We start from the raw sequence: 18373 nt of genomic DNA, 5'->3' as shown, positions 1-18373 counted from the left end.
AAAAGGAATTCTCCTGTTCCCGGCGGACCTTTTTTAGTTCTCGATCAGTTTGCCTGTATCGTTCCAGCTGTATAATTTACGCAGCTCTGCTCCGACTTCCTCTAACTGATGCTCTGTTTCTCTTCTTCTCATAGCGCCGAAGTGCATGCAGCCTGTCTGGTTCTCGGAAATCCAGTCTTTTGCAAAAGTACCATCCTGGATATCGGACAGGACTTTCTTCATGGCTTTCTTTGTTTCATCTGTGATGATCTTAGGTCCGGTGATGTAGTCGCCATACTCAGCAGTATTGGAGATAGAATAACGCATGCCCTGGAATCCGCTTTCGTAAATCAGGTCAACGATCAATTTCATCTCATGGATACATTCAAAGTAAGCATTCTCCGGTGCATAGCCTGCTTCCACTAATGTCTCGAATCCGGCTTTCATCAGTGCACATACACCGCCGCAGAGAACTGCCTGCTCACCGAACAGGTCTGTCTCAGTCTCAACTTTGAAAGTAGTCTCCAGAACACCTGCTCTTGCTCCGCCCAGTGCTGCAGCGTAAGCCAATGCTCTGTCTTTTGCTTTTCCTGTGTAATCCTGCTGTACAGCTACCAGACACGGAACACCTTTTCCTACCTGATATTCACTTCTTACGGTATGACCCGGTCCTTTCGGAGCGATCATGGTAACGTCGATGTTTGCCGGCGGTTTGATCTGTCCGAAATGGATAGCAAAGCCGTGTGCGAACATGAGCATATTGCCCTCTTCCAAGTTCGGCTCAACGTCATTTTTGTACATAGCTGCCTGTTTCTCATCGTTGATCAGAATCATGATGACATCAGCCTGTTTTGCAGCTTCTGCTGCTGTATAAACTTTTAATCCCTGTGCCTCTGCTTTTGCCCAGGATTTGCTGCCTTCATAAAGTCCGACAATAACATCCACACCTGATTCTTTTAAGTTCAGAGCATGTGCATGTCCCTGGCTGCCGTAACCGATGATCGCAACTTTCTTGCCTTCCAAAAGTGCCATGTTGCAATCTTCCTGATAATAAATCTTTACTGCCATTTTAATTTCCTCCTAGCATATTGTTTTATCTTAGGGAATAAAAAATCATTCTCTAGCTAACGTATGTAAAATTACTCTTCGTCTTCCTCCAAGTAGAAGACATCATCAATACCTCTGGAAAGTCCGGTGATACCCGTTCTTGCCAGCTCCAGAATCTCATAGCCTTCCAGCAGGTCAATAAACGCTTCCAGTTTTGACTTGGTACCGGTAAGCTCGATAATCATGGATTCCTTGCCCACATCAATAATATTGGCACGGAAAATATCCACTATAGAAGAAATACCCGGTCTCTGCTCCGGCTCCACACGGACCTTCACCAGAATCAGTTCTCTGTTGACACTCTGTCCATCCTTCAATACCTTTACTGTGAGTACATCTTCAAGCTTTTCCACCTGCTTGGTGATCTGTTCCAGAATCAGTTCATCCCCGCTGCAGACGACGGTCATACGGGAATAATTCGGATCCGTTGTAATGCCTACGGAAAGACTGTCGATATTATAACCGCGTCGGCTGAACAGGCCGGAGACCCGGCTCAGAACACCGGCCGTATTTTCAACCAGAATAGATAAAATTCTTTTGTTCATACAGCACCTTCTCCCATGCTCTCCCGTTTTCACGGAACAGCTTAACTTTTCTTGTAATTCTATCAACTATTCAAATTTTTGTCAATGCATTTAAAGCGTTATAACTAAATAGTATGTAAATCATAACTGAAAGCTATATCTGCTAAAACCCTATATTTGAACGTATCTCCTGTCCATGAAAGGGAAGAAAGGTTACTGTTCACTCCATTCCGGCAACACGCTTCGCGATGCACAGATATGGAGCATTCTGCCCCATATCGCGCTGGCTGCCTCGGGATTTTCATGCTTCCGGCATGAAAACGCTTCCCGGTACAGTGGCCTGAAAACAGAGACGAAAAAGATTCTCAGCCGCCTTTGAGAACCATCTGTAAAGAAGTGTCGGAAAAGAACGTATTCGCATTGTACAGATATAAGACTTCCTGTATTTCCTCCACCTGCATCAGCTCCTCCAGATCCCCGTAATAATACCTTGGGTCCACCACTACGATCTTCCTGTACTGGGACGCCAGAAAGGGCAGATAACAGTTGGCATAGGAATCCTTCAGAACTAAAAGCTTCTTTTCTGACTGTGTCGGTGTCTCTATGCGGATGAGCGGATGGTTGCCGCCCAGAAAGCAGGCATATCCGTCTCTTGTATCCAGTTTTTCCGTATCATAAAAACTGGCTGTCTTTTTCTGCTCCTCCACATAATTGACAACAGAGGAAACCGTACCGTCTTTTGGAAGATATACTTCCAGTTCCTCCTTCTCCCCTGAACGAAAGCCGCTCTTTGCGGACAATGTACCCTGAAACTCTCCCGTAACAGGCAGTGCCTCAAACTTTACCTCTGTCCCTTTATAGTCCATCGTCTCCCCGGCCTCCAAAAACGCCAGGTACGCAGCTTCCGTGGTCCAGTGGTGGTCTGTTCTGTAATACAATTTTTTCTCTCTGTTCTTTTCCAGGACACCGCGCATGTCCAAAAATGTGATTCCCTGCCCCTCCAAATTTTTTCCAAGGGCATCCAGATACTTTCCCTGATCTGCAGCCGGGGCTAATGCAGGCAGCTTGTCAGAGAGAATTTCCACCGCATTTGGCACTACCATGGCATACTGTTTTATATCTTTATGTTCAGCGGCGAAATCTCCCATAGCTTTACAGGTTTCCTTCAGATTTTTTTCATCCGGCTCTGTGAAACCTTCGATCAGATATCCGTCCTTTCCCAGAAATACTCCGTTGGACTCCACTTTTCCGGTCAGACGGTCAACCCCGGCTTTTATCTCGATCCACATATCCCGCAGCAGAAACTGGTCACTGAAATAAGTCTCAAATTTCTCCTCATATCTGCCGGATACGATCTGTCCTGCATTTATCACGGGTGCTTTTTCCAACATTCGGTTTTCTTTCTCAGAAAAAGTCCTGTCTTTTGCGATCAGGCTTCCCAGAAAGAAAAAGGCAATGACTGCTGTAAAAACCCAGCCGGTTATAATTGCAGCCCTCCTGTGTAAAGTTTTATTTTTTTCATTCATGTATTACTCCGTTCTTCCGCTGCATCACACACGCGGAATTTCTCAAATTGTCACTGAAAGATCACGGTTCTCACAAAGCAGACCGTTACATTAAAAACGCAGATATAAAAACGGATGGTAAGAGCTGTAGACAAGACAGGCTGTACCCAAAAGGAATAATACTCCATAAAGCACCGCAGAACCCACTGTCGAATTTTGAAACCGGCTCTCCACAAAGCGGTATAGTCCGGGTCCGCAGGCCGGTATACACAAAAGAAAGATCAGCAGATTCGTCTTCAGATAATACCATGTAGTCCCATCGGCAAATCCCGAAGCTCCCATTCCCACCAGCCGTTTCAGATAAATTCCTGCTTCCCCCAGTGAGTTGTGCGAGAACAGCATCCAGCCCACCATAACAAAGAGCATGGTATAGATCCTGGACATCCATGCGGGCAGTTTTTCCAGTCTGCTGCCCAGCAAATATTTTTCTGCAATCAGCAAAACCCCATAGTAAAGCCCCCATACCGGGAAATTCATGGACGCCCCATGCCACATCCCTGTGAGACACCACACAATGAGGATGTTACGGATATGCTTACCCATTCCCACCCGATTGCCGCCCAGAGGGATATAGATGTAATCCCGGAACCAGCTTCCCAGAGAAACATGCCACCTCCTCCAGAATTCTGTGATACTCTTTGAGGTATACGGATAGTCAAAGTTCTCCTTAACGGTAAATCCCAGCATCCTGCTGATTCCGATGGCCATATCAGAGTAACCGGAAAAATCAAAATAAATTTCCATAGTAAAGGCAAACATGCCAATCCACGCAGTGAGCACAGTGATATCTCCCGCCCGGGCACTGATATCTCCATATAAAGAAGCCAGTGTGTCAGCCAGCAGCACTTTTTTTGCCAGCCCCAGAATAAATCTCCTGGCACCATAACCAAGCTGCAGGGCGTTCACCCTTCTTTTTTTCATCTGTTCCTTCATATCCTTATAACGCACAATAGGACCAGCGGTCATGACAGGGAAAAACACTGCATAGGCAGCAAAATCCGTAAATTTTTTCTCCGCTTCCAATCTGCCGTAATAGATATCAAAAAGGTAAGACATATTTTTAAACGTATAAAATGACAGCCCAATGGGAAGCGCCAGCTCTCTGACAGCGATCTGTGTATGCAGAAGGCTGTTTACCATCCCTGCTGCCGGTCCGAAATATTTAAAAAAGCAGAGCAGAAACACATCCACTGCTGCGGCAAATATAAGGTCCATTTTCCGGTGCCGTTTGTCCTGTACCGCGTTTTGGATCTGCAGTCCCATGATATAGTGGAAAACTGCTGAAAATATCAGCAGAACAAGATAAACCGGGTCTCCCCAGGCATAAAAAACCAGGCTGGCCGCCACAAGGAAAAGGTTTCTCCCTGCAGCAGGCAGCAGGTAGTATATCAGCAGTACTACCGGCAAAAATGCAAATATAAAAAACAAACTGTTCAGCAACATATATACTCTCCCCTATCCGGACACCGCCCGGAAATTTCTTCACGCGGCCCAAAGTCTCCGTCTTGACCTGTCCACTATCTGATCAAATCTAAAAATTCCTTTTTCCACTGCTGCGCATACTTCCCCGATGCATACAGCACATAACTGCCCCTTGTCTCCACTGCAGCCTCTGACAGAAGGGCCGTCTGGGACACCCCATATCCCTCAAAACTCTTCTTCTGCTCCTCCAGATGTACTTCTGCCCTGTCCAGTACCTCTTCCGCTCCTTGAGGGCTGTCTGCTTTTACAACCAGAAACTCATCCACAGACATGGGAGATTCCGCCTTATAAAAGAAATATCCCTCCAGATTTTTTACCTCCAGTCCATAGAACCTGCGAAGCTCCCTTGCTCCGCATTTCTCCATGGTGGTAATGGTCTCGTCCTGCTCCATCTTAGCTGCTATTTCATCTATGGGAATGTCCTTTGCCCAGCCCCTTGTGCATAAAAAGCCAAGGTAAAGCGCCAAAAACACAAGGGTTCCCGCTTTCACCAATTTTATCTTCATTTTATAATCCTGCCGTATCCGCCAGATAGGACAGCCATGCCGGATAATAACTCTTGATCACATGGATGCCGTCTGGCTCATATATTCCGTCTTTGCCTTCTATCAGAAACGAACAGTCCACGTAGGTGTACCCGTCCTCCTGGCACATGGCCTGGAGCGCCTCATTAAACTGCCCGCAGTACGCATAACTGGGGGTCTCTTTTACTGCCTCTTTCGTTGCCGGTAGAATACTGTTGATGTAGACAGCCGCATCCGGAAGCCCTGCTTTCAGCCGTGCGATCTGCCGCCTGTATGCTTCAATGAACTTTTGGCTGTCCCCCTCACAGATTTCCATATCATTGGTTCCGAAAACAAAGAACACTGCAGTTGGGCGCAGTAAGACCGCAGTATCCACCAGGTCATCTGCCTGGCCTACACTGAGCCCCCTTTTGTAGAGAACCACATCGGTATCCAGAAACCCGTATTCCACTATGGATTCGGAAAAGGAATCCCCCAGTATTACCGCATTTTGAAACGCTCTTTTTAACTCTACCGTATCCCGCACTTCTTTCCGGCTGCCGCTTTGTTCATCCTGGCCTTCCAGATCTTTTAGAGCATTTTCCGTCTCCGAGATATCTGCTTTTTCCAGCGCAGCTACGGTCTTTCTGTTTTTTTCATAAGGAATTTCTTCGGCATTTTCCGCCTTTTTGAAGATAACAACAACAGCAATGATGATCATCAGCACCACTGCCAAGAAAACCCATAAACGGGTTTCAGATATGTACGCTTTGATTTTTTTCATTTTTCCCTTCAATTCCTATGTCCTTTTTCCCCTATTCGACAGATTCCCCGATTCCTGTCGTTTAATAAATTATAGACGTTAAAAACTGAAAGTTCAAGGTGAATATCCCATCTTTTTTATATTTAAAAAAGCTGTCACAAAATCGCCTGATTTTTGTAACAGCTTCCCAATATGTTATGTTCCCTGTTCCATCATAATGATCCTGTCGCTGACGTGCATGACCATAGGAAGGTCATGGGCGATCAGCATAATGGTCAGATGATGTTTCTCCTGCAGCTTTTTGAACAGATGCATGATCTGTGCCTGAATGGAAATATCCAGGGATGAAATAGGCTCATCCGCCACAATAAACTCCGGTTCCACAGACAATGCCCTGGCAATGGCTGCCCTCTGCCGCTGTCCTCCTGACACGTCGTAAGGGTGACGCCCGGCAAGGGCAGGGTCCAGCTCCACTTGCTCCATTAAGGAGTATACCCGGCTGCGCATTTCCTGTCTGCCTTTGCACAGTTTTTGTATCCGAAGCGGTTCCCCGATGATCTCCTCCAGCGTCATATGTGGATTAAAGGCAGAGGAACTATCCTGGAAGATCATCTGTCTTCGGTAAATACGGGCAGTATCCCCATGATAGAGAATTTGTCCCCCGTCCGGCTCATAAAGGCCCACAATACATCTTGCAAGGGTGGATTTTCCACAGCCGGAAGGACCTGCCACCCCCACGATCTCGCCTCTGTATATATCCAGGGAAAAATCATCAAGAACACGGGATACCGTATGTCTGTCCAACCGGAAATTCTTGGATAAGTGCTGGATCTCCATAAGTTTTTCCGGTTCCGGCTCCTGAACCAACACCACCTGATCATCCCGGACCGACTTCTCCTCTACTTTTGTGACCGGATGGGAAATATCCCCCTCCAGACGGGGATGCATATGGTCATGGGTACCCCCGTGGGTATGAGGTGTCCCGTTGTGGAAATGTATCTTTCCATGGGTATGCCCAATGCCTTTCCCGTAATTCCGGTATCCCAGCAGTTTTATGGTATAAGGATTCTGTGCATGCTGAAAAATATCGCTGACACTGCCGCTCTCCACGATCTCACCCTGATACATCACATAAACCCTGTCCGCCACATTTTCCACCAGCCCCAGGTCGTGGGTGATAAACAGGATGGCAACCCCTGTCTCTTTTCTTATCTTTGCTAAAAGCTCCATGATCTGCTGCTGGGTATCCACATCCAATGCAGTGGTAGGCTCATCTGCCAGCAAAAGACCCGGTCTGCAGGCAAGGGCTATGGCAATGGCCGCCCTCTGCCGCATACCGCCGGAAAACTGGTGGGGATACTGGGAGAAGCGCTTTTCACAATGGTCAAACCCGGTGAGTTCTAAAAGTTCCAGCGTTCTGGCTTTTGCCTCTTTTTTGGATAGCTTTTCATGAAGGAGAATGGTCTCCATGATCTGTTTTCCGATGGAAATCGTGGGGTTAAGGGACAGGTAAGGGTCCTGGAACACCATGGAAATTTCCTTGCCGCGGAATTTCTGCATCTGCTTTTCCGTATATTCTAAAATATTGCTGCCCCGGTACAAAATCTCACCGTTTTCCACGCGGGTCTTCTCCCCGAGCAGTTGTAATATGGTTTTGCACAGTACGGTTTTTCCCGAACCGGATTCCCCTACAAGGGCTGCCATCTCGCCCTTATCAAGACGGAGGTTTACCTGCCTTGCAGCCCGGGTCCCCTCCTTGTCCTGAAAGGTAACGGACAGGCCGCGGATTTCCAATAATGTCTCCATAATAATCTCTCTCTTATATTTATTCCGTGATGTCCCAGTCGTAAATGTTCCAGAAGATGCCCACGCCGTGATGTCCGAGAACGGTATCCTTTGTCAGTCCGGTAATGTTGTCCTTGGAAACATACATGGCATCAATATATGCGATAAAGGTATAAGGAAGATCTTTGGATAGTTCCGTCTGAAATTCCTTGTACAGCGGAAGTCTCTCTTCCTGTGTCTCCAGTTCTCTGGCCTGCTGCAGAAGTTCATCCACTTTCGCATTGGAATAACTGCTGTAGTTGGCGCCTTTATCCGTGCCGAACACTTTATAGGTGTGGTCATCCGGGTCAAAGGGGCTTCCCCATCCAATCAGGTATGCATCCTGGTTTGCCCAGTCTGTCTCTGCCACCACTTCCACTTTGCAGTTTACACCAATGTCCTGGAAATTCTGGGCACAGATATTTGACATATCAATACGAACCTGGTCTCCCTGCCCGTTGGAGATGGTAAACGCAAGCTGCTCCCCGTCTTTTTCATAATAGCCGTCACTGCCCATGGTCCAGCCATTCTCTTCCAAAAGCTGTTTTGCCTTTTCCGGGTTGTACTCATATTTTTCAATGTCAGGATTGTTGTACGGTCCCATCTGCAGCGGAGAGTATGCCGTCTCGCCATGACCCAAAAGCACGCTGTCCACAATAGACTGACGGTCAATGGCATAGCTTAAGATATTGGGCAGCTCTCTGTGTTTTCCAAAGAATTCGCTTCCGAAATTATAAAGGATCCCTCTGTAATCTGCCGTTTTCATAATATCCACAACAAATCCGTCCGCATTTTCAAACTGCTCTGCGTCTTTTGGGGTTATCTGTGCCAAATCCAGCTCTCCGGATTTTAACTGAAGGGCTCTTGCCTGGGTATCCTCCACAATTTTGAAGACTACCTTGTCAATCTTAGGCGCTCCCAGATAAAAGTCGTCGAATTTCTCAAGGGTGATACTCTGCCCTTCATCCCAGGAAACCAGTTTGTAGGGACCGCAGCCCACCGGATTCCGGTTGAAATCATCTGTCACAATGTCTTTTCCCTCCAGAAGATGTTTGGGCAGGATACCGATGGTAAGGTAATCCAGCATGGCTACATTAGGTGCTGTCAGGGTGATTTTCACCGTGCTGTCGTCCGGTGTCTCAATGCTGGTGATATCCTCATAATTGGATGCGATCTCAGAGGCATTGTCAGGATCCATGATGGTATCCAGCGTAAACTTCACATCCGCAGATGTAAAGGTCTCGCCGTCATGGAATTTTACATCTTTTCTCAGAAAAAAGGTATAGGTCTTGGAAGCTTCATCCCACTCCCAGCTCTCTGCAAGGGCAGGCACTACTTTGTCCTCCGCATCATGAGCGGTCAGTCCTGCAAAGATCAGAGAGTTGATCTCTCCATGTTCATAGAGCGCAGGATTGATGTTTGTATAATCACCGCTTCCGTAAACAAGAGTCTTTCCATCCTGTTCCTTATCTGATGCCTCTGTCTTGGTGTCCCCTTTTTCCTTACCGTCTCCGCTTCCGCAGCCTGCCAGCAGTGCGGCGGTCATGGACGCCGCCAAAAGTAATGTCAGTATTTTTTTCTTCATGTCTGTTCTCCTTTGCTTTTATTGCCAAGCCGCCGGATGACCGGCAGCGGCTGTTTTATAGATTGCTGTGTTCTCTGTTATTTCTAAGGCGGATGTACTCGCCCACATTGGTGATGCATACAAGGGTTGTCACCAGGAAGATTCCCGGGATCAGGATGATCCACCAGGAATTGGACAACAGCGCTTTCTGTGAAAGAGACATCATACTTCCCCAGGAAATGATCTCCATGGGAAGGCCGATCCCCAGAAAACTGAGGGTAGCCTCTGTTCCGATCGCCGCACTTACATTGGTGACGATCATAAACATGGTGGAGGAGATAAAATTGGGAAACAAATGCCTGCGCAGTATGTAAAAAAACTTTCCTCCTGCCAGCCTGGATGCCAGTACGAAATCACTGCTCCGTATCTGCCGTACCTCACTTCTGACCACCTTGGAAATGTTCATCCAGCTTGTCAGTCCAATCACTACAGCTATGCTGGTAGCTGTAGCTTCCCCCAGAAGCGCCTGCAGAAAGATCACAAGCAGTATGGAAGGGATACTTAAAATGATCTCTGTGAAACGCATGAGCAGATCGTCCAGCCAGTCCGGCACAAGACCGCTGATGCAGCCGTACACAATGGCTGTCACAGAGGATATCACAGTTGCCAGGAGTCCGATATAAAGGGAAACTCTTCCGCCCTCCCATATCATGGAATAAATATCCCTCCCCATGGTATCTGTGCCGAAATAATGGGCACTGCCGGGTGGCAGACTGACTTCCGTCAGGTTCATATAGAAGGGATCTCCTGTTGCCAGGACTTTGCCAAACAGGCATCCCAGGATGATAAGACCCAAGATCACTAAGGAGAAAATAGGGAATTTTTTCTTTTTCATGCTGTCTTTTCCCCTCTTTCCTGTTTCATTCTGGGATCGATCCATTCGCTGATGATCTGGCCTGCCACATTGGCTGCAATGACCGCAAAACCTGTTATAAGGCTTAAAACCATCAGCATGTTATAGTCATGGTATTGAGCACTTTCCATACTCAAAGTCCCAAGTCCCGGATAAGAAAAGACACTCTCCGCGATATAGGTCCCCCCGATTATGTGGGGAACGGAAATTGCCATGATGCTGATCAGGGAAGGCAGGATCTTCCTCAGGCAGTGGGTGAACATGATGCGGCATTTCCCCATGCCTTTTACCTTGCACAGAAGTACATAATCTTCACGGATCTCCTCCAAAAGTTTATTTCTTACCATATAAGTGTAATACCATAGATGGGATAACACCATAACGGTCACCGGCAGGATCAGATGCACGAGCCTGTCTCCCAGGGAATGTTCCCCTCCCAGGGCATAGGCACCGCTGGTGGGCAGCACAGCCAGGTTCACACCGAAGATGAGGATCAGTACAAGTGCAACAAAAAAGGATGGGATACAGTTCGTCACGGTCCCGATTTTACAGATGCACCTGTCGATCAGGGTATTTTCCCGCATCGCACAGAAGATACCCAAAAGTACAGCAAAAAGGAAGGTGAGTACATAGGATAAGCCTCCCAGTATAAGGGTATTGGCATAAACTTTCTCTATGACTGCCCCCACATCCTGTTTATACTTATAGGAGATCCCGAAGTCCCCGTGCAGGGCATTTTCCACCCAGCGTATGTATTGTACCGTCATAGGTTCATTGAGGCCAAGACGCTCCCTGGCTTTATCCTTCTGGCTCTCACTCATCCGCTCCACACTCTCCCCGTAGTAGGATTTTAAAGGGTCCCCGGGGGAAAGACGGGCAATAAAAAACACTAATATAGACAGCACCAGCATGGACAGCAGGATCTGTGCCAGCTTTTTCAGTAAAAATTCAATCTTCTGTGGTGTATTCAATGCAGTTTCCTCTTATCTGATGAGTTTCGTAACTGTTCCGTTCCGCTGCAGTTACGTGTGTTATTTTTTTGACTAACCATAGTATAACAAAGAAAAAATCCCCCCACAAGCCACGTGGGGGGATATAAATTTGTGTTTTTTGTTATACATAACTTAAATATGGTTTGCCACTTCAAAAGCATCCCAGATTGCATACATAATATTGGAAACCTTCTTTGCATCACCCAGAAGATAGATTTCCGGCACATCAAACTGCAGATCCTGATAGAGCATATTTTCCTCTCTGTAGCCAACAGATAAAATGACACTGTCACAGGAGATCTGCTCCTCCTCATCCCGGATCAGATATGATAATGTACCGTTCTTAAAACCTGTCACTTTGGCGCCCGTCACCACATCAATGCCGTTGTAGGGGATCAGGCGCTCCAGCATATCTTTGTTGGCATGACAGAGCGGGCCGTTGACTGCCATCAGACTGTCCAGTGCTTCCACGATCGTCACTTGTTTCCCATTCTGCGCCAGCCAAAGAGCGGTCTCACAGCCTACCAGGCCGCCGCCCACCACAACTGTGCTGCTGCCGCAGTCCTTCTCTTTTGTGAGCACCTGTGCCGCAGTATAAACATGGGAATCATCACCCAGAGGGAATACTTTTGGGCTGGATCCTGTGGCAACTATCACAGCATCATACTCTGCTTTCAGCACATCCTCTTTTCGGACTTCCGTATGGAGATGCACCGGGACATCCAGTTTTTTCAGTGCAGTTTCATACCATTTTGCCAGCTCCAGGTCATCTTCCTTGAAAGCAGGGGCACCACCCGGGATCAGATTGCCGCCAAGGCTTCCTGTCTTTTCAAACAGCACCGGCATGTGGCCGCGGACTGCAAGCACTCTTGCCGCTTCACATCCGGCCACACCGCCGCCCACTACCAATACTTTTTTGCTTTTCCGAACAGGTTCATAGGCCGTTACCCTCTCCCGGGCAGCCTGGGGATTCACCGCGCAGTTGATCATGGAATATTCCTGTACGCGTCCCATACAGCCCTCCTGACAGGAGATGCAGGGACGGATTTCCTCCCTTCGTCCTGCCCGGAGCTTGTTCACATAGTCCGGGTCAGCCAGAAGGGGGCGGCCAAGGCTTACGATATCGCAGGTCCCGTCTTCCACTGCCTCGGATGCCATATCCGGGTTATCCATACGTCCTGCACAGAGTACCGGTACATCCACTACTTCTTTCACCATTTTGCAGTAAGGGCGGAACAAGCCCTTTTCCTGGTACATCGGGGGATGGTTCCACCACCAGGCATCATAGGTTCCCACATCTGTATCAAGGGCATCATAGCCATAGCTGACAAGGAGTTTTGCCGCTTCCAGTCCTTCCTGGGTATCACGGCCTTTTTCCTCAAAATCCTCTCCGGGAAGGGCACCCTCTCTCCAGTCTTTTATCATGCTTTTTACGCTGTAGCGCAGGACGACCGGAAAATCTTCTCCGCAGCGGGATTTGATCTCTTCCACCACTTCTCTGGCAAAACGGAGACGGTTCTCCACGGAACCGCCGTACTCATCGGTTCTCTGATTGAACATGGAGATGGCAAACTGATCCAACAGGTATCCCTCATGGACTGCATGTACCTCAATACCGTCAAATCCGCCGCGTTTGGCATTGTAAGCGCCGTCACCGAAAGATTTTACGATGCTGCGGATCTCCTCTTTTGTCAGGGGACGGCAGGTCTTATCAAGCCACCTGTGCGGAATGGCCGAAGGCGCTACCGGCGGAAATTCTCCCAAGTTGGTTGGAATGGTAACACGTCCGAAACCACCGGACATCATAAGAAAGATCTTACTTCCGTATGCATGGACCCGCTCTGTCATCTCTCTGCTTGTACGGATAAAATGCACAGGATTATAGGTGGAATTCGGACAGTTTGGCATACTCTGTGTCTCCACCTGGCAGTCTGAGAAAGTAACGCCTGTGATGATCAGGCCGGTACCGCCTTTTGCACGCTCAGTATAGTAGTCAATCCCTCTCTGGTTAAACCCGCCCTGGGCATCTGCCAGCCCCAGAGGCCCCATTGGCGCCAGTGCAAAGCGGTTTTTTAAGGTAACGTTTCCTATCTGCACAGGGGTAAATAGATTTTTATATTTCATTGCGTCCTCCTTTGTTTCTCTTTAAAAACAGTATACAAAAGGATAACGCATTTCTGCCAGCAACCTTTCTTTGTCAGGTGGAAACTTTTTGTTTCAGTTTAGAAAGCAGTCAAACTGCTGTATGGTTTCATAGTTTTTCGTATCTTCCTTATAGACGCCGAACACATCCCAAGTCAGATTCTCTTCAAATGGGATGGCACGCATATGATCCATGCGGAAATCCTCCAGCATAAACTCCGGTATGACGGCAAGTCCGATCTTCTGGCGGCAAAGTTTATACAGGACCGCACCGTCTGATGTTTTTGCGATGATATTGGGGGAGAATCCTTTTGCACGGCAGATAGCTGTAAAATCATGGAACATGTGGAAATGTTCATTCATGAGTATCATATTTTCTTCTCTCAGCATATCTGCATTTATCCGCTCTTTTTTATAGAGGGGATGGCCCTCATAGACCAGCAGCAGAACCTCTCTTCCATCCAGCTTGCGCTGTATCATTTCTTCCCCCTCATGCCTCCCCACGATAAAACCATATTCCAGCATGGAATCCTCCAGCAGGGCTTTTACCTCCTCGTTGGAGTATTCGTTCCACTCCACCCGGATATTAGGGTTATCTCTCATGAAGTTTAAGATCAACTGAAAAGGAAGGACATTGAAGACACCACAGGCGTATCCGATGCGAAGGACTATTTTCCTGTTTTCCAGCTGTCTGACGCCGTTCTCCAGTTCCTCCAGCTCCTGTATGATCTTCTTTGTCCTTCCATAAAGAAAGTCCGCGCTCTCTGTGGGGCGCATGCCCTGCTTTGTCCGTTCAAAAAGTATGGTTTCCAGCTCCGCCTCCAGGGTTCTGATGTTTTTTCCCAGTCCCTGCGGGGTGATGTACAGACGGCTGGCGGCTTTACTGATACTCTGCTCCTGATACACAGCCTCGAAACATTTTAAATCTTTTGTGTTCATATAAATGCCTGCCTTTTCTCTCGTGATACTCCTATTGTATAGGCAGAGAAAATACTCTGTCAACTGTTGTCTGCATCAGCTCTCCCCCACTTTTTCAAGCAGTTCCTCATATAATTCTTTTGTTGCCGCCTTATCTTTTCCATTCAGCACCACCGTTCCCTGCTCTGTGTCCAAAACCACAAAACTGTCACATGAGGTATAGGAATAGAGCATATAATCCCCAAACTCTGCATTCTTGAAATGACCGGCCTGCAGGGTTGGACCTCCGATACCTCCTTTTCGGCTGCCTCGCTGCAGATCCTCCATGTACGCAACGGATCTGATGGAACGGTAGGCCACTTCATTATCCGACCAATAGGACACTTGGATCTCCAGAGAGTCCTCATGCAGGACCGGAGTGACATGACCTGTGAAGAGCACAAAAGTAACTCCTGCCAGAATGACTGCCGAGAATATAAAGGAAGCCCGCCTGTATATCCGGTCTCTTGATGTTTCTTTCTTTTGCTCCCCTCCGTCATTTACCTGCGCCCGGCAGATGGTACTGCTCAATACTTGTATAAGGATCACGGTAACTATGGTGACGATAACAAAGACAGACACAGGAAATTTTTCACCCATAACACCCCAGCCGATCAGCATAAGTGTGATAACACCCATGCCTCCCCCCATGACCCGGCACAGCCTTTTTTCATTATATTCTTTTTTCTCTTCTTTGCCGGAAGTATTATATCCGGCGATCAAAAAACTCCCTTTCCCCAGCAGCAGAACCACACTCAGCACACCCATTAAAACTGCAATCCCCCAAATGATCAACATACAAATCCCCCTTTTCTAAAAACAGATCCTATTTTCCTGCCAATAACTAACTTTCTGACGGCTTTGTTCTTATCCGTTAAAAATATTATAACAGATTGCAAAAAGATTGAAATCCATTTGCACAGAATACACTTTTTTAAACCTGAAGGACAGAACGTACCAGGTAGTTTCCTTGCAGTTGACTTTGTATCTCAAAGTATCGCCGCAATCTATTGATAATTTTCAGTTACCTGCTTATAATCAACCATATAAGGAGGGTTACAGGATGAATATACTAAATTTTTCCGAAAACATTGTAAATTTACGCCATAAAAAAGGAATCACCCAGGAGGAACTGGCTGATTTCGTCGGTGTCACCAAAGCCTCTGTATCGAAATGGGAAACCAAGCAGAGTTTGCCGGACATTATGCTCCTGCCTCAGCTTGCCGCTTATTTTGAAGTGACCGTGGATGACCTTCTGGGATATGAACCGAATCTGAGTAAAGAGCAGATTCAAAAAATATATTTTGACTTTATGACAGAATTTGCGGAACAGCCCTTCGGGGAAGTGATGGAAAAGAGCCGGCGGATGGTTAAAAAATACTACTCCTGCCATTCTTTCCTTTTCCAGATCTGCGTACTTTGGCTGAACCACGTATCCCTTGCCCCTGACCCCCAGAGACAGACGGAAATTCTGGAAGAAGCATCCGCCCTATGTTCCCGCATCATCTCTGACAGCAGAGATATCGGTTTATGTAATGATGCCATTCTCTTAAAAGCCAGTATTGACCTTCTGTGCAATAAGGTCCCGGCAGTGATCGACACGCTGGAGGAACTTCTGAACCCATACCACTATTCTTTTCAGGGGGAATCCATTTTGGTTCAGGCCTATGCCATGTCCGGTCAGAAGGAAAAGGCCAATAAGTACAGCCAGTACGGTATGTACATCCATCTGCTTGCGCTTGTATTCGGCGCTGTACAGTACCTTTCCCTTCATGCGGATGATTTGGATGCCTGCAGGGAAACCATTAACCGTATTGACCGTGTGATGGAAATTTATGACCTGGAGCATCTGCACGAGAACACAGCCGCTCAGTACCATTATCAGGTTGCTGCCATTTACTGCATACATCAGAAACCGGAGGTGGCTATGGAACGTTTAAAAAAGTTTGCAGCCATCACAGACTCCCTTCTGAGCCATGATAGGATCTATTTAGGAGGGGACAGTTATTTCAATTCCATTGATGATTATTTTGAGAACATGGATTTGGGCGGGAACTTAGTCCGTGATAAAAAAGTCATCTTTGGCAGCGTAGTTCAGGCCTTAGAAAATCCTGTATTTGAAATACTGAAAGACAAGGAAGACTTACAGAAAATGAAAAAGATGTTTCAAGCGAAAGGAGAATCCTTATGACATTTTCAGACCTTTTACCGTTTCTCATTCCATTAGTCATTGTACAATTTCTTCTGCTTTTTATCACCCTGCGGCATGTTCTCACCCATAAAAATTATAAGAGGGGCTCACGGGCCTTATGGCTGGTGGTTGTCATTATCGGAATGGAATTTATCGGTCCGGTACTGTACCTTCTCCTGGGAAGGGAGGACAGTTGAATGAATATGCTGACCCTCTCCCATGTATCAAAATCGTTTGGGAGCAAAAAGATCATAGATGACTTAAGTTTCACGGTACCGGAGCACTCCATTTATGGATTTATCGGGCAAAACGGAGCCGGAAAAACCACCACCATGAAAATGATCCTGGGGCTTCTGCCTGTGGACGGCGGAAAGATCACAGTAAACGGGGAAACGGTCCGCTATGGCCAGAACCGAACCAACCGTTTTATAGGCTACCTGCCGGATGTCCCTGAATTTTACGGATATATGACGCCGTCTGAATACCTCAAGCTGTGCGGTGAGATCACAGGAATGCCTGCAAAGAAAATCCGACGAAAATCCCATGAACTGCTGCAGCTTGTGGGACTGGATAAAGAAAACAAGCGGATTCACGGTTTTTCCCGAGGCATGAAGCAGAGGCTCGGAATCGCCCAGGCACTTTTAAACGAACCCAGGCTGCTGATCTGTGATGAACCTACATCCGCACTGGATCCTCTGGGCAGAAAAGAGATCCTGGATATCCTCCTCGCTGTAAAAAACCACACAACCGTGATCTTTTCCACGCATATCCTCTCAGATGTGGAGCGAATCTGCGATGAGATCGCCCTTCTTCACAACGGCAGGACCGCGCTTAAGGGTTCTTTGGAAGAAATAAAAAGCAAACGGAAGGGAAACGGATTCGATATTGAATTTTATCATCCGCAGGATGCCGATGCCTTCGCAGCCTCCATGTCCGGCAGCGAGAGGACCGGTGCTGTCCGCCTGTTCTTCCCGGAAAAAAGTGAAAAGGACATGACAAATGCCATGAGGATCCTGGCAGACAATGAAATCTGTGTCCAGAAGTTAGAAATGCGGGAAGCCACACTGGAAAACCTGTTTATGGAGGTGGTGGGAATATGAGGCAGCTTACAGCTTTTACTAAAAAAGAATTTATGGAATCCACACGCACCGGCAGAATGCCGCTTCTTGTGATCCTCTCTGTTTTATTTGGAATTATGAACCCTCTTGTTGCCAAGCTGATGCCCTGGATGATGGAAGCCTTCGCCGGTTCCCTGGAAGAAAGCGGTATGGTCTTGACCGGGATCCGGGTGGATGTCTTTACATCCTGGACGCAGTTTTATAAGAACACCCCCATGCTGCTCCTTATATTTATTGTGATCATAAGCGGTATTCTGACCACAGAATATCAGAAAGGCACTCTGGTAAATATTCTTACAAAAGGAATGCACAGATGGAAACTGATCCTTTCAAAATCCATCTCCGTTTTCCTGCTCTGGACGGTCTGTTACTGGATTTCTTTTGGGATCACATATGCTTACAATATGTATTTCTGGGATAACAGCCAAGCTTCCCATGTGTTTTTCGGGGCATTTTGTCTCTATCTGACCGGCATATGGCTGATCACACTTATCATGCTGATGTCCTCTCTGTGCAGCAGTAATTACATGGTGCTGGCAGGAACGGGCGGTGTTTTTTTCCTTCTTTACCTGCTGGCAATGATACCTGATCTGACAAAGTATATTCCCACAAAGTTAATGTCCTCATACAGTCTGCTGCCTCAGGCTGCTGAGGTGTCTGATTTCACTTATGCGGTGCTGGCCGCTGCTATCCTCTCTGTGGTGAACATACTGCTGTCCGTACTGATATTTAATAAAAAATCTATTTAG

At 47.2% G+C, this 18373-nt stretch carries 17 protein-coding genes; 4 read left to right on the top strand and 13 right to left on the bottom strand.

The genetic code is table 11. The features are described 5' to 3' along the window. Positions 1-33: 33 nt before the first annotated feature. The 13 genes from ilvC to C6P39_RS22405 all read right to left on the bottom strand — a co-directional run bounded on the left by ilvC (position 34) and on the right by C6P39_RS22405 (position 15113). A complete protein-coding gene (ilvC, locus tag C6P39_RS22465; RefSeq protein ID WP_095175878.1) occupies positions 34-1047 on the bottom strand; it encodes a ketol-acid reductoisomerase in 1014 nt (337 codons plus the stop codon). A 71-nt stretch (positions 1048-1118) separates the two neighbouring features. Then, positions 1119-1631, bottom strand: coding sequence for an acetolactate synthase small subunit (ilvN, locus tag C6P39_RS22460; protein ID WP_095175877.1), 513 nt, complete (start codon positions 1629-1631; stop codon positions 1119-1121). Positions 1632-1975: 344 nt separating this feature from the next. Further along, a complete protein-coding gene (locus tag C6P39_RS22455; protein WP_104805263.1) occupies positions 1976-3136 on the bottom strand; it encodes a DHHW family protein in 1161 nt (386 codons plus the stop codon). A gap of 90 nt (positions 3137-3226) precedes the next feature. Further along, positions 3227-4618 carry an MBOAT family O-acyltransferase gene (locus tag C6P39_RS22450; RefSeq protein ID WP_104805262.1) on the bottom strand — a complete coding sequence of 464 codons (1392 nt, stop codon included), beginning with the start codon at positions 4616-4618 and terminating at the stop codon, positions 3227-3229. Positions 4619-4692: 74 nt separating this feature from the next. After that, positions 4693-5163 carry a DUF4358 domain-containing protein gene (locus C6P39_RS22445; RefSeq protein ID WP_104805261.1) on the bottom strand — a complete coding sequence of 157 codons (471 nt, stop codon included), beginning with the start codon at positions 5161-5163 and terminating at the stop codon, positions 4693-4695. Position 5164: 1 nt separating this feature from the next. Then, complete coding sequence (locus tag C6P39_RS22440; RefSeq protein ID WP_104805260.1) at positions 5165-5944, bottom strand: GDSL-type esterase/lipase family protein; 780 nt, start codon at positions 5942-5944, stop codon at positions 5165-5167. A gap of 174 nt (positions 5945-6118) precedes the next feature. Next, a complete protein-coding gene (gene nikE, locus C6P39_RS22435) occupies positions 6119-7729 on the bottom strand; it encodes a nickel ABC transporter ATP-binding protein NikE (protein ID WP_104805259.1) in 1611 nt (536 codons plus the stop codon). A 19-nt stretch (positions 7730-7748) separates the two neighbouring features. Further along, positions 7749-9332 carry an ABC transporter substrate-binding protein gene (locus tag C6P39_RS22430; RefSeq protein ID WP_104805258.1) on the bottom strand — a complete coding sequence of 528 codons (1584 nt, stop codon included), beginning with the start codon at positions 9330-9332 and terminating at the stop codon, positions 7749-7751. Between the two features lie 55 nt (positions 9333-9387). After that, entirely contained in the window at positions 9388-10206 is an 819-nt protein-coding gene (locus C6P39_RS22425) for an ABC transporter permease (protein ID WP_095175870.1), read from the bottom strand. Beyond that, complete coding sequence (locus C6P39_RS22420; protein ID WP_095175869.1) at positions 10203-11195, bottom strand: ABC transporter permease; 993 nt, start codon at positions 11193-11195, stop codon at positions 10203-10205. The genes C6P39_RS22425 and C6P39_RS22420 overlap by 4 nt, the downstream gene beginning before the upstream one ends. A 153-nt stretch (positions 11196-11348) precedes the next feature. After that, positions 11349-13340, bottom strand: coding sequence for an oxidoreductase (locus C6P39_RS22415; RefSeq protein ID WP_104805257.1), 1992 nt, complete (start codon positions 13338-13340; stop codon positions 11349-11351). A 93-nt stretch (positions 13341-13433) separates the two neighbouring features. Next, positions 13434-14297 (bottom strand): LysR family transcriptional regulator, encoded by an 864-nt coding sequence (locus C6P39_RS22410; RefSeq protein WP_104805256.1) that lies wholly within the window; start codon positions 14295-14297, stop codon positions 13434-13436. Positions 14298-14372: 75 nt separating this feature from the next. After that, positions 14373-15113, bottom strand: a complete 741-nt coding sequence (locus C6P39_RS22405; RefSeq protein ID WP_104805255.1) for a DUF3784 domain-containing protein — start codon at positions 15111-15113, stop codon at positions 14373-14375. A gap of 265 nt (positions 15114-15378) precedes the next feature. Between C6P39_RS22405 and C6P39_RS22400 the strand changes: the two genes are divergently transcribed. From C6P39_RS22400 to C6P39_RS22385, 4 genes are read left to right on the top strand one after another with little or no spacing between them, the layout of a single operon-like run. Further along, entirely contained in the window at positions 15379-16506 is a 1128-nt protein-coding gene (locus C6P39_RS22400; RefSeq protein ID WP_095175865.1) for a helix-turn-helix domain-containing protein, read from the top strand. Further along, positions 16503-16703, top strand: a complete 201-nt coding sequence (locus C6P39_RS22395) for a PLDc N-terminal domain-containing protein (protein WP_095175864.1) — start codon at positions 16503-16505, stop codon at positions 16701-16703. Before C6P39_RS22400 ends, C6P39_RS22395 begins: the two co-directional genes overlap by 4 nt. Further along, positions 16704-17606, top strand: a complete 903-nt coding sequence (locus tag C6P39_RS22390; protein WP_104805254.1) for an ABC transporter ATP-binding protein — start codon at positions 16704-16706, stop codon at positions 17604-17606. Continuing rightward, on the top strand, positions 17603-18373 hold the full coding sequence (locus C6P39_RS22385; RefSeq protein WP_104805253.1) for an ABC transporter permease: 771 nt from the start codon (positions 17603-17605) through the stop codon (positions 18371-18373). The genes C6P39_RS22390 and C6P39_RS22385 overlap by 4 nt, the downstream gene beginning before the upstream one ends.

The sequence above is a fragment of the Blautia marasmi genome, assembly GCF_900258535.1.
GTDB classification, from domain to species: domain Bacteria; phylum Bacillota; class Clostridia; order Lachnospirales; family Lachnospiraceae; genus Blautia; species Blautia hominis.
This window is presented reverse-complemented; position numbering and strand designations above follow the sequence as displayed.

Coding starts and splice junctions, on each gene's coding strand:
- C6P39_RS22395 (WP_095175864.1), top strand. CDS start 16,503: ATGACATTTTCAGACCTTTTACCGTTTCTCATTCCATTAGTCATTGTA.
- nikE (WP_104805259.1), bottom strand. CDS start 7,729: ATGGAGACATTATTGGAAATCCGCGGCCTGTCCGTTACCTTTCAGGAC.
- C6P39_RS22450 (WP_104805262.1), bottom strand. CDS start 4,618: ATGTTGCTGAACAGTTTGTTTTTTATATTTGCATTTTTGCCGGTAGTA.
- C6P39_RS22440 (WP_104805260.1), bottom strand. CDS start 5,944: ATGAAAAAAATCAAAGCGTACATATCTGAAACCCGTTTATGGGTTTTC.
- C6P39_RS22385 (WP_104805253.1), top strand. CDS start 17,603: ATGAGGCAGCTTACAGCTTTTACTAAAAAAGAATTTATGGAATCCACA.
- C6P39_RS22410 (WP_104805256.1), bottom strand. CDS start 14,297: ATGAACACAAAAGATTTAAAATGTTTCGAGGCTGTGTATCAGGAGCAG.
- C6P39_RS22430 (WP_104805258.1), bottom strand. CDS start 9,332: ATGAAGAAAAAAATACTGACATTACTTTTGGCGGCGTCCATGACCGCC.
- C6P39_RS22415 (WP_104805257.1), bottom strand. CDS start 13,340: ATGAAATATAAAAATCTATTTACCCCTGTGCAGATAGGAAACGTTACC.
- C6P39_RS22455 (WP_104805263.1), bottom strand. CDS start 3,136: ATGAATGAAAAAAATAAAACTTTACACAGGAGGGCTGCAATTATAACC.
- C6P39_RS22400 (WP_095175865.1), top strand. CDS start 15,379: ATGAATATACTAAATTTTTCCGAAAACATTGTAAATTTACGCCATAAA.
- C6P39_RS22390 (WP_104805254.1), top strand. CDS start 16,704: ATGAATATGCTGACCCTCTCCCATGTATCAAAATCGTTTGGGAGCAAA.
- ilvC (WP_095175878.1), bottom strand. CDS start 1,047: ATGGCAGTAAAGATTTATTATCAGGAAGATTGCAACATGGCACTTTTG.
- C6P39_RS22405 (WP_104805255.1), bottom strand. CDS start 15,113: ATGTTGATCATTTGGGGGATTGCAGTTTTAATGGGTGTGCTGAGTGTG.
- ilvN (WP_095175877.1), bottom strand. CDS start 1,631: ATGAACAAAAGAATTTTATCTATTCTGGTTGAAAATACGGCCGGTGTT.
- C6P39_RS22425 (WP_095175870.1), bottom strand. CDS start 10,206: ATGAAAAAGAAAAAATTCCCTATTTTCTCCTTAGTGATCTTGGGTCTT.
- C6P39_RS22445 (WP_104805261.1), bottom strand. CDS start 5,163: ATGAAGATAAAATTGGTGAAAGCGGGAACCCTTGTGTTTTTGGCGCTT.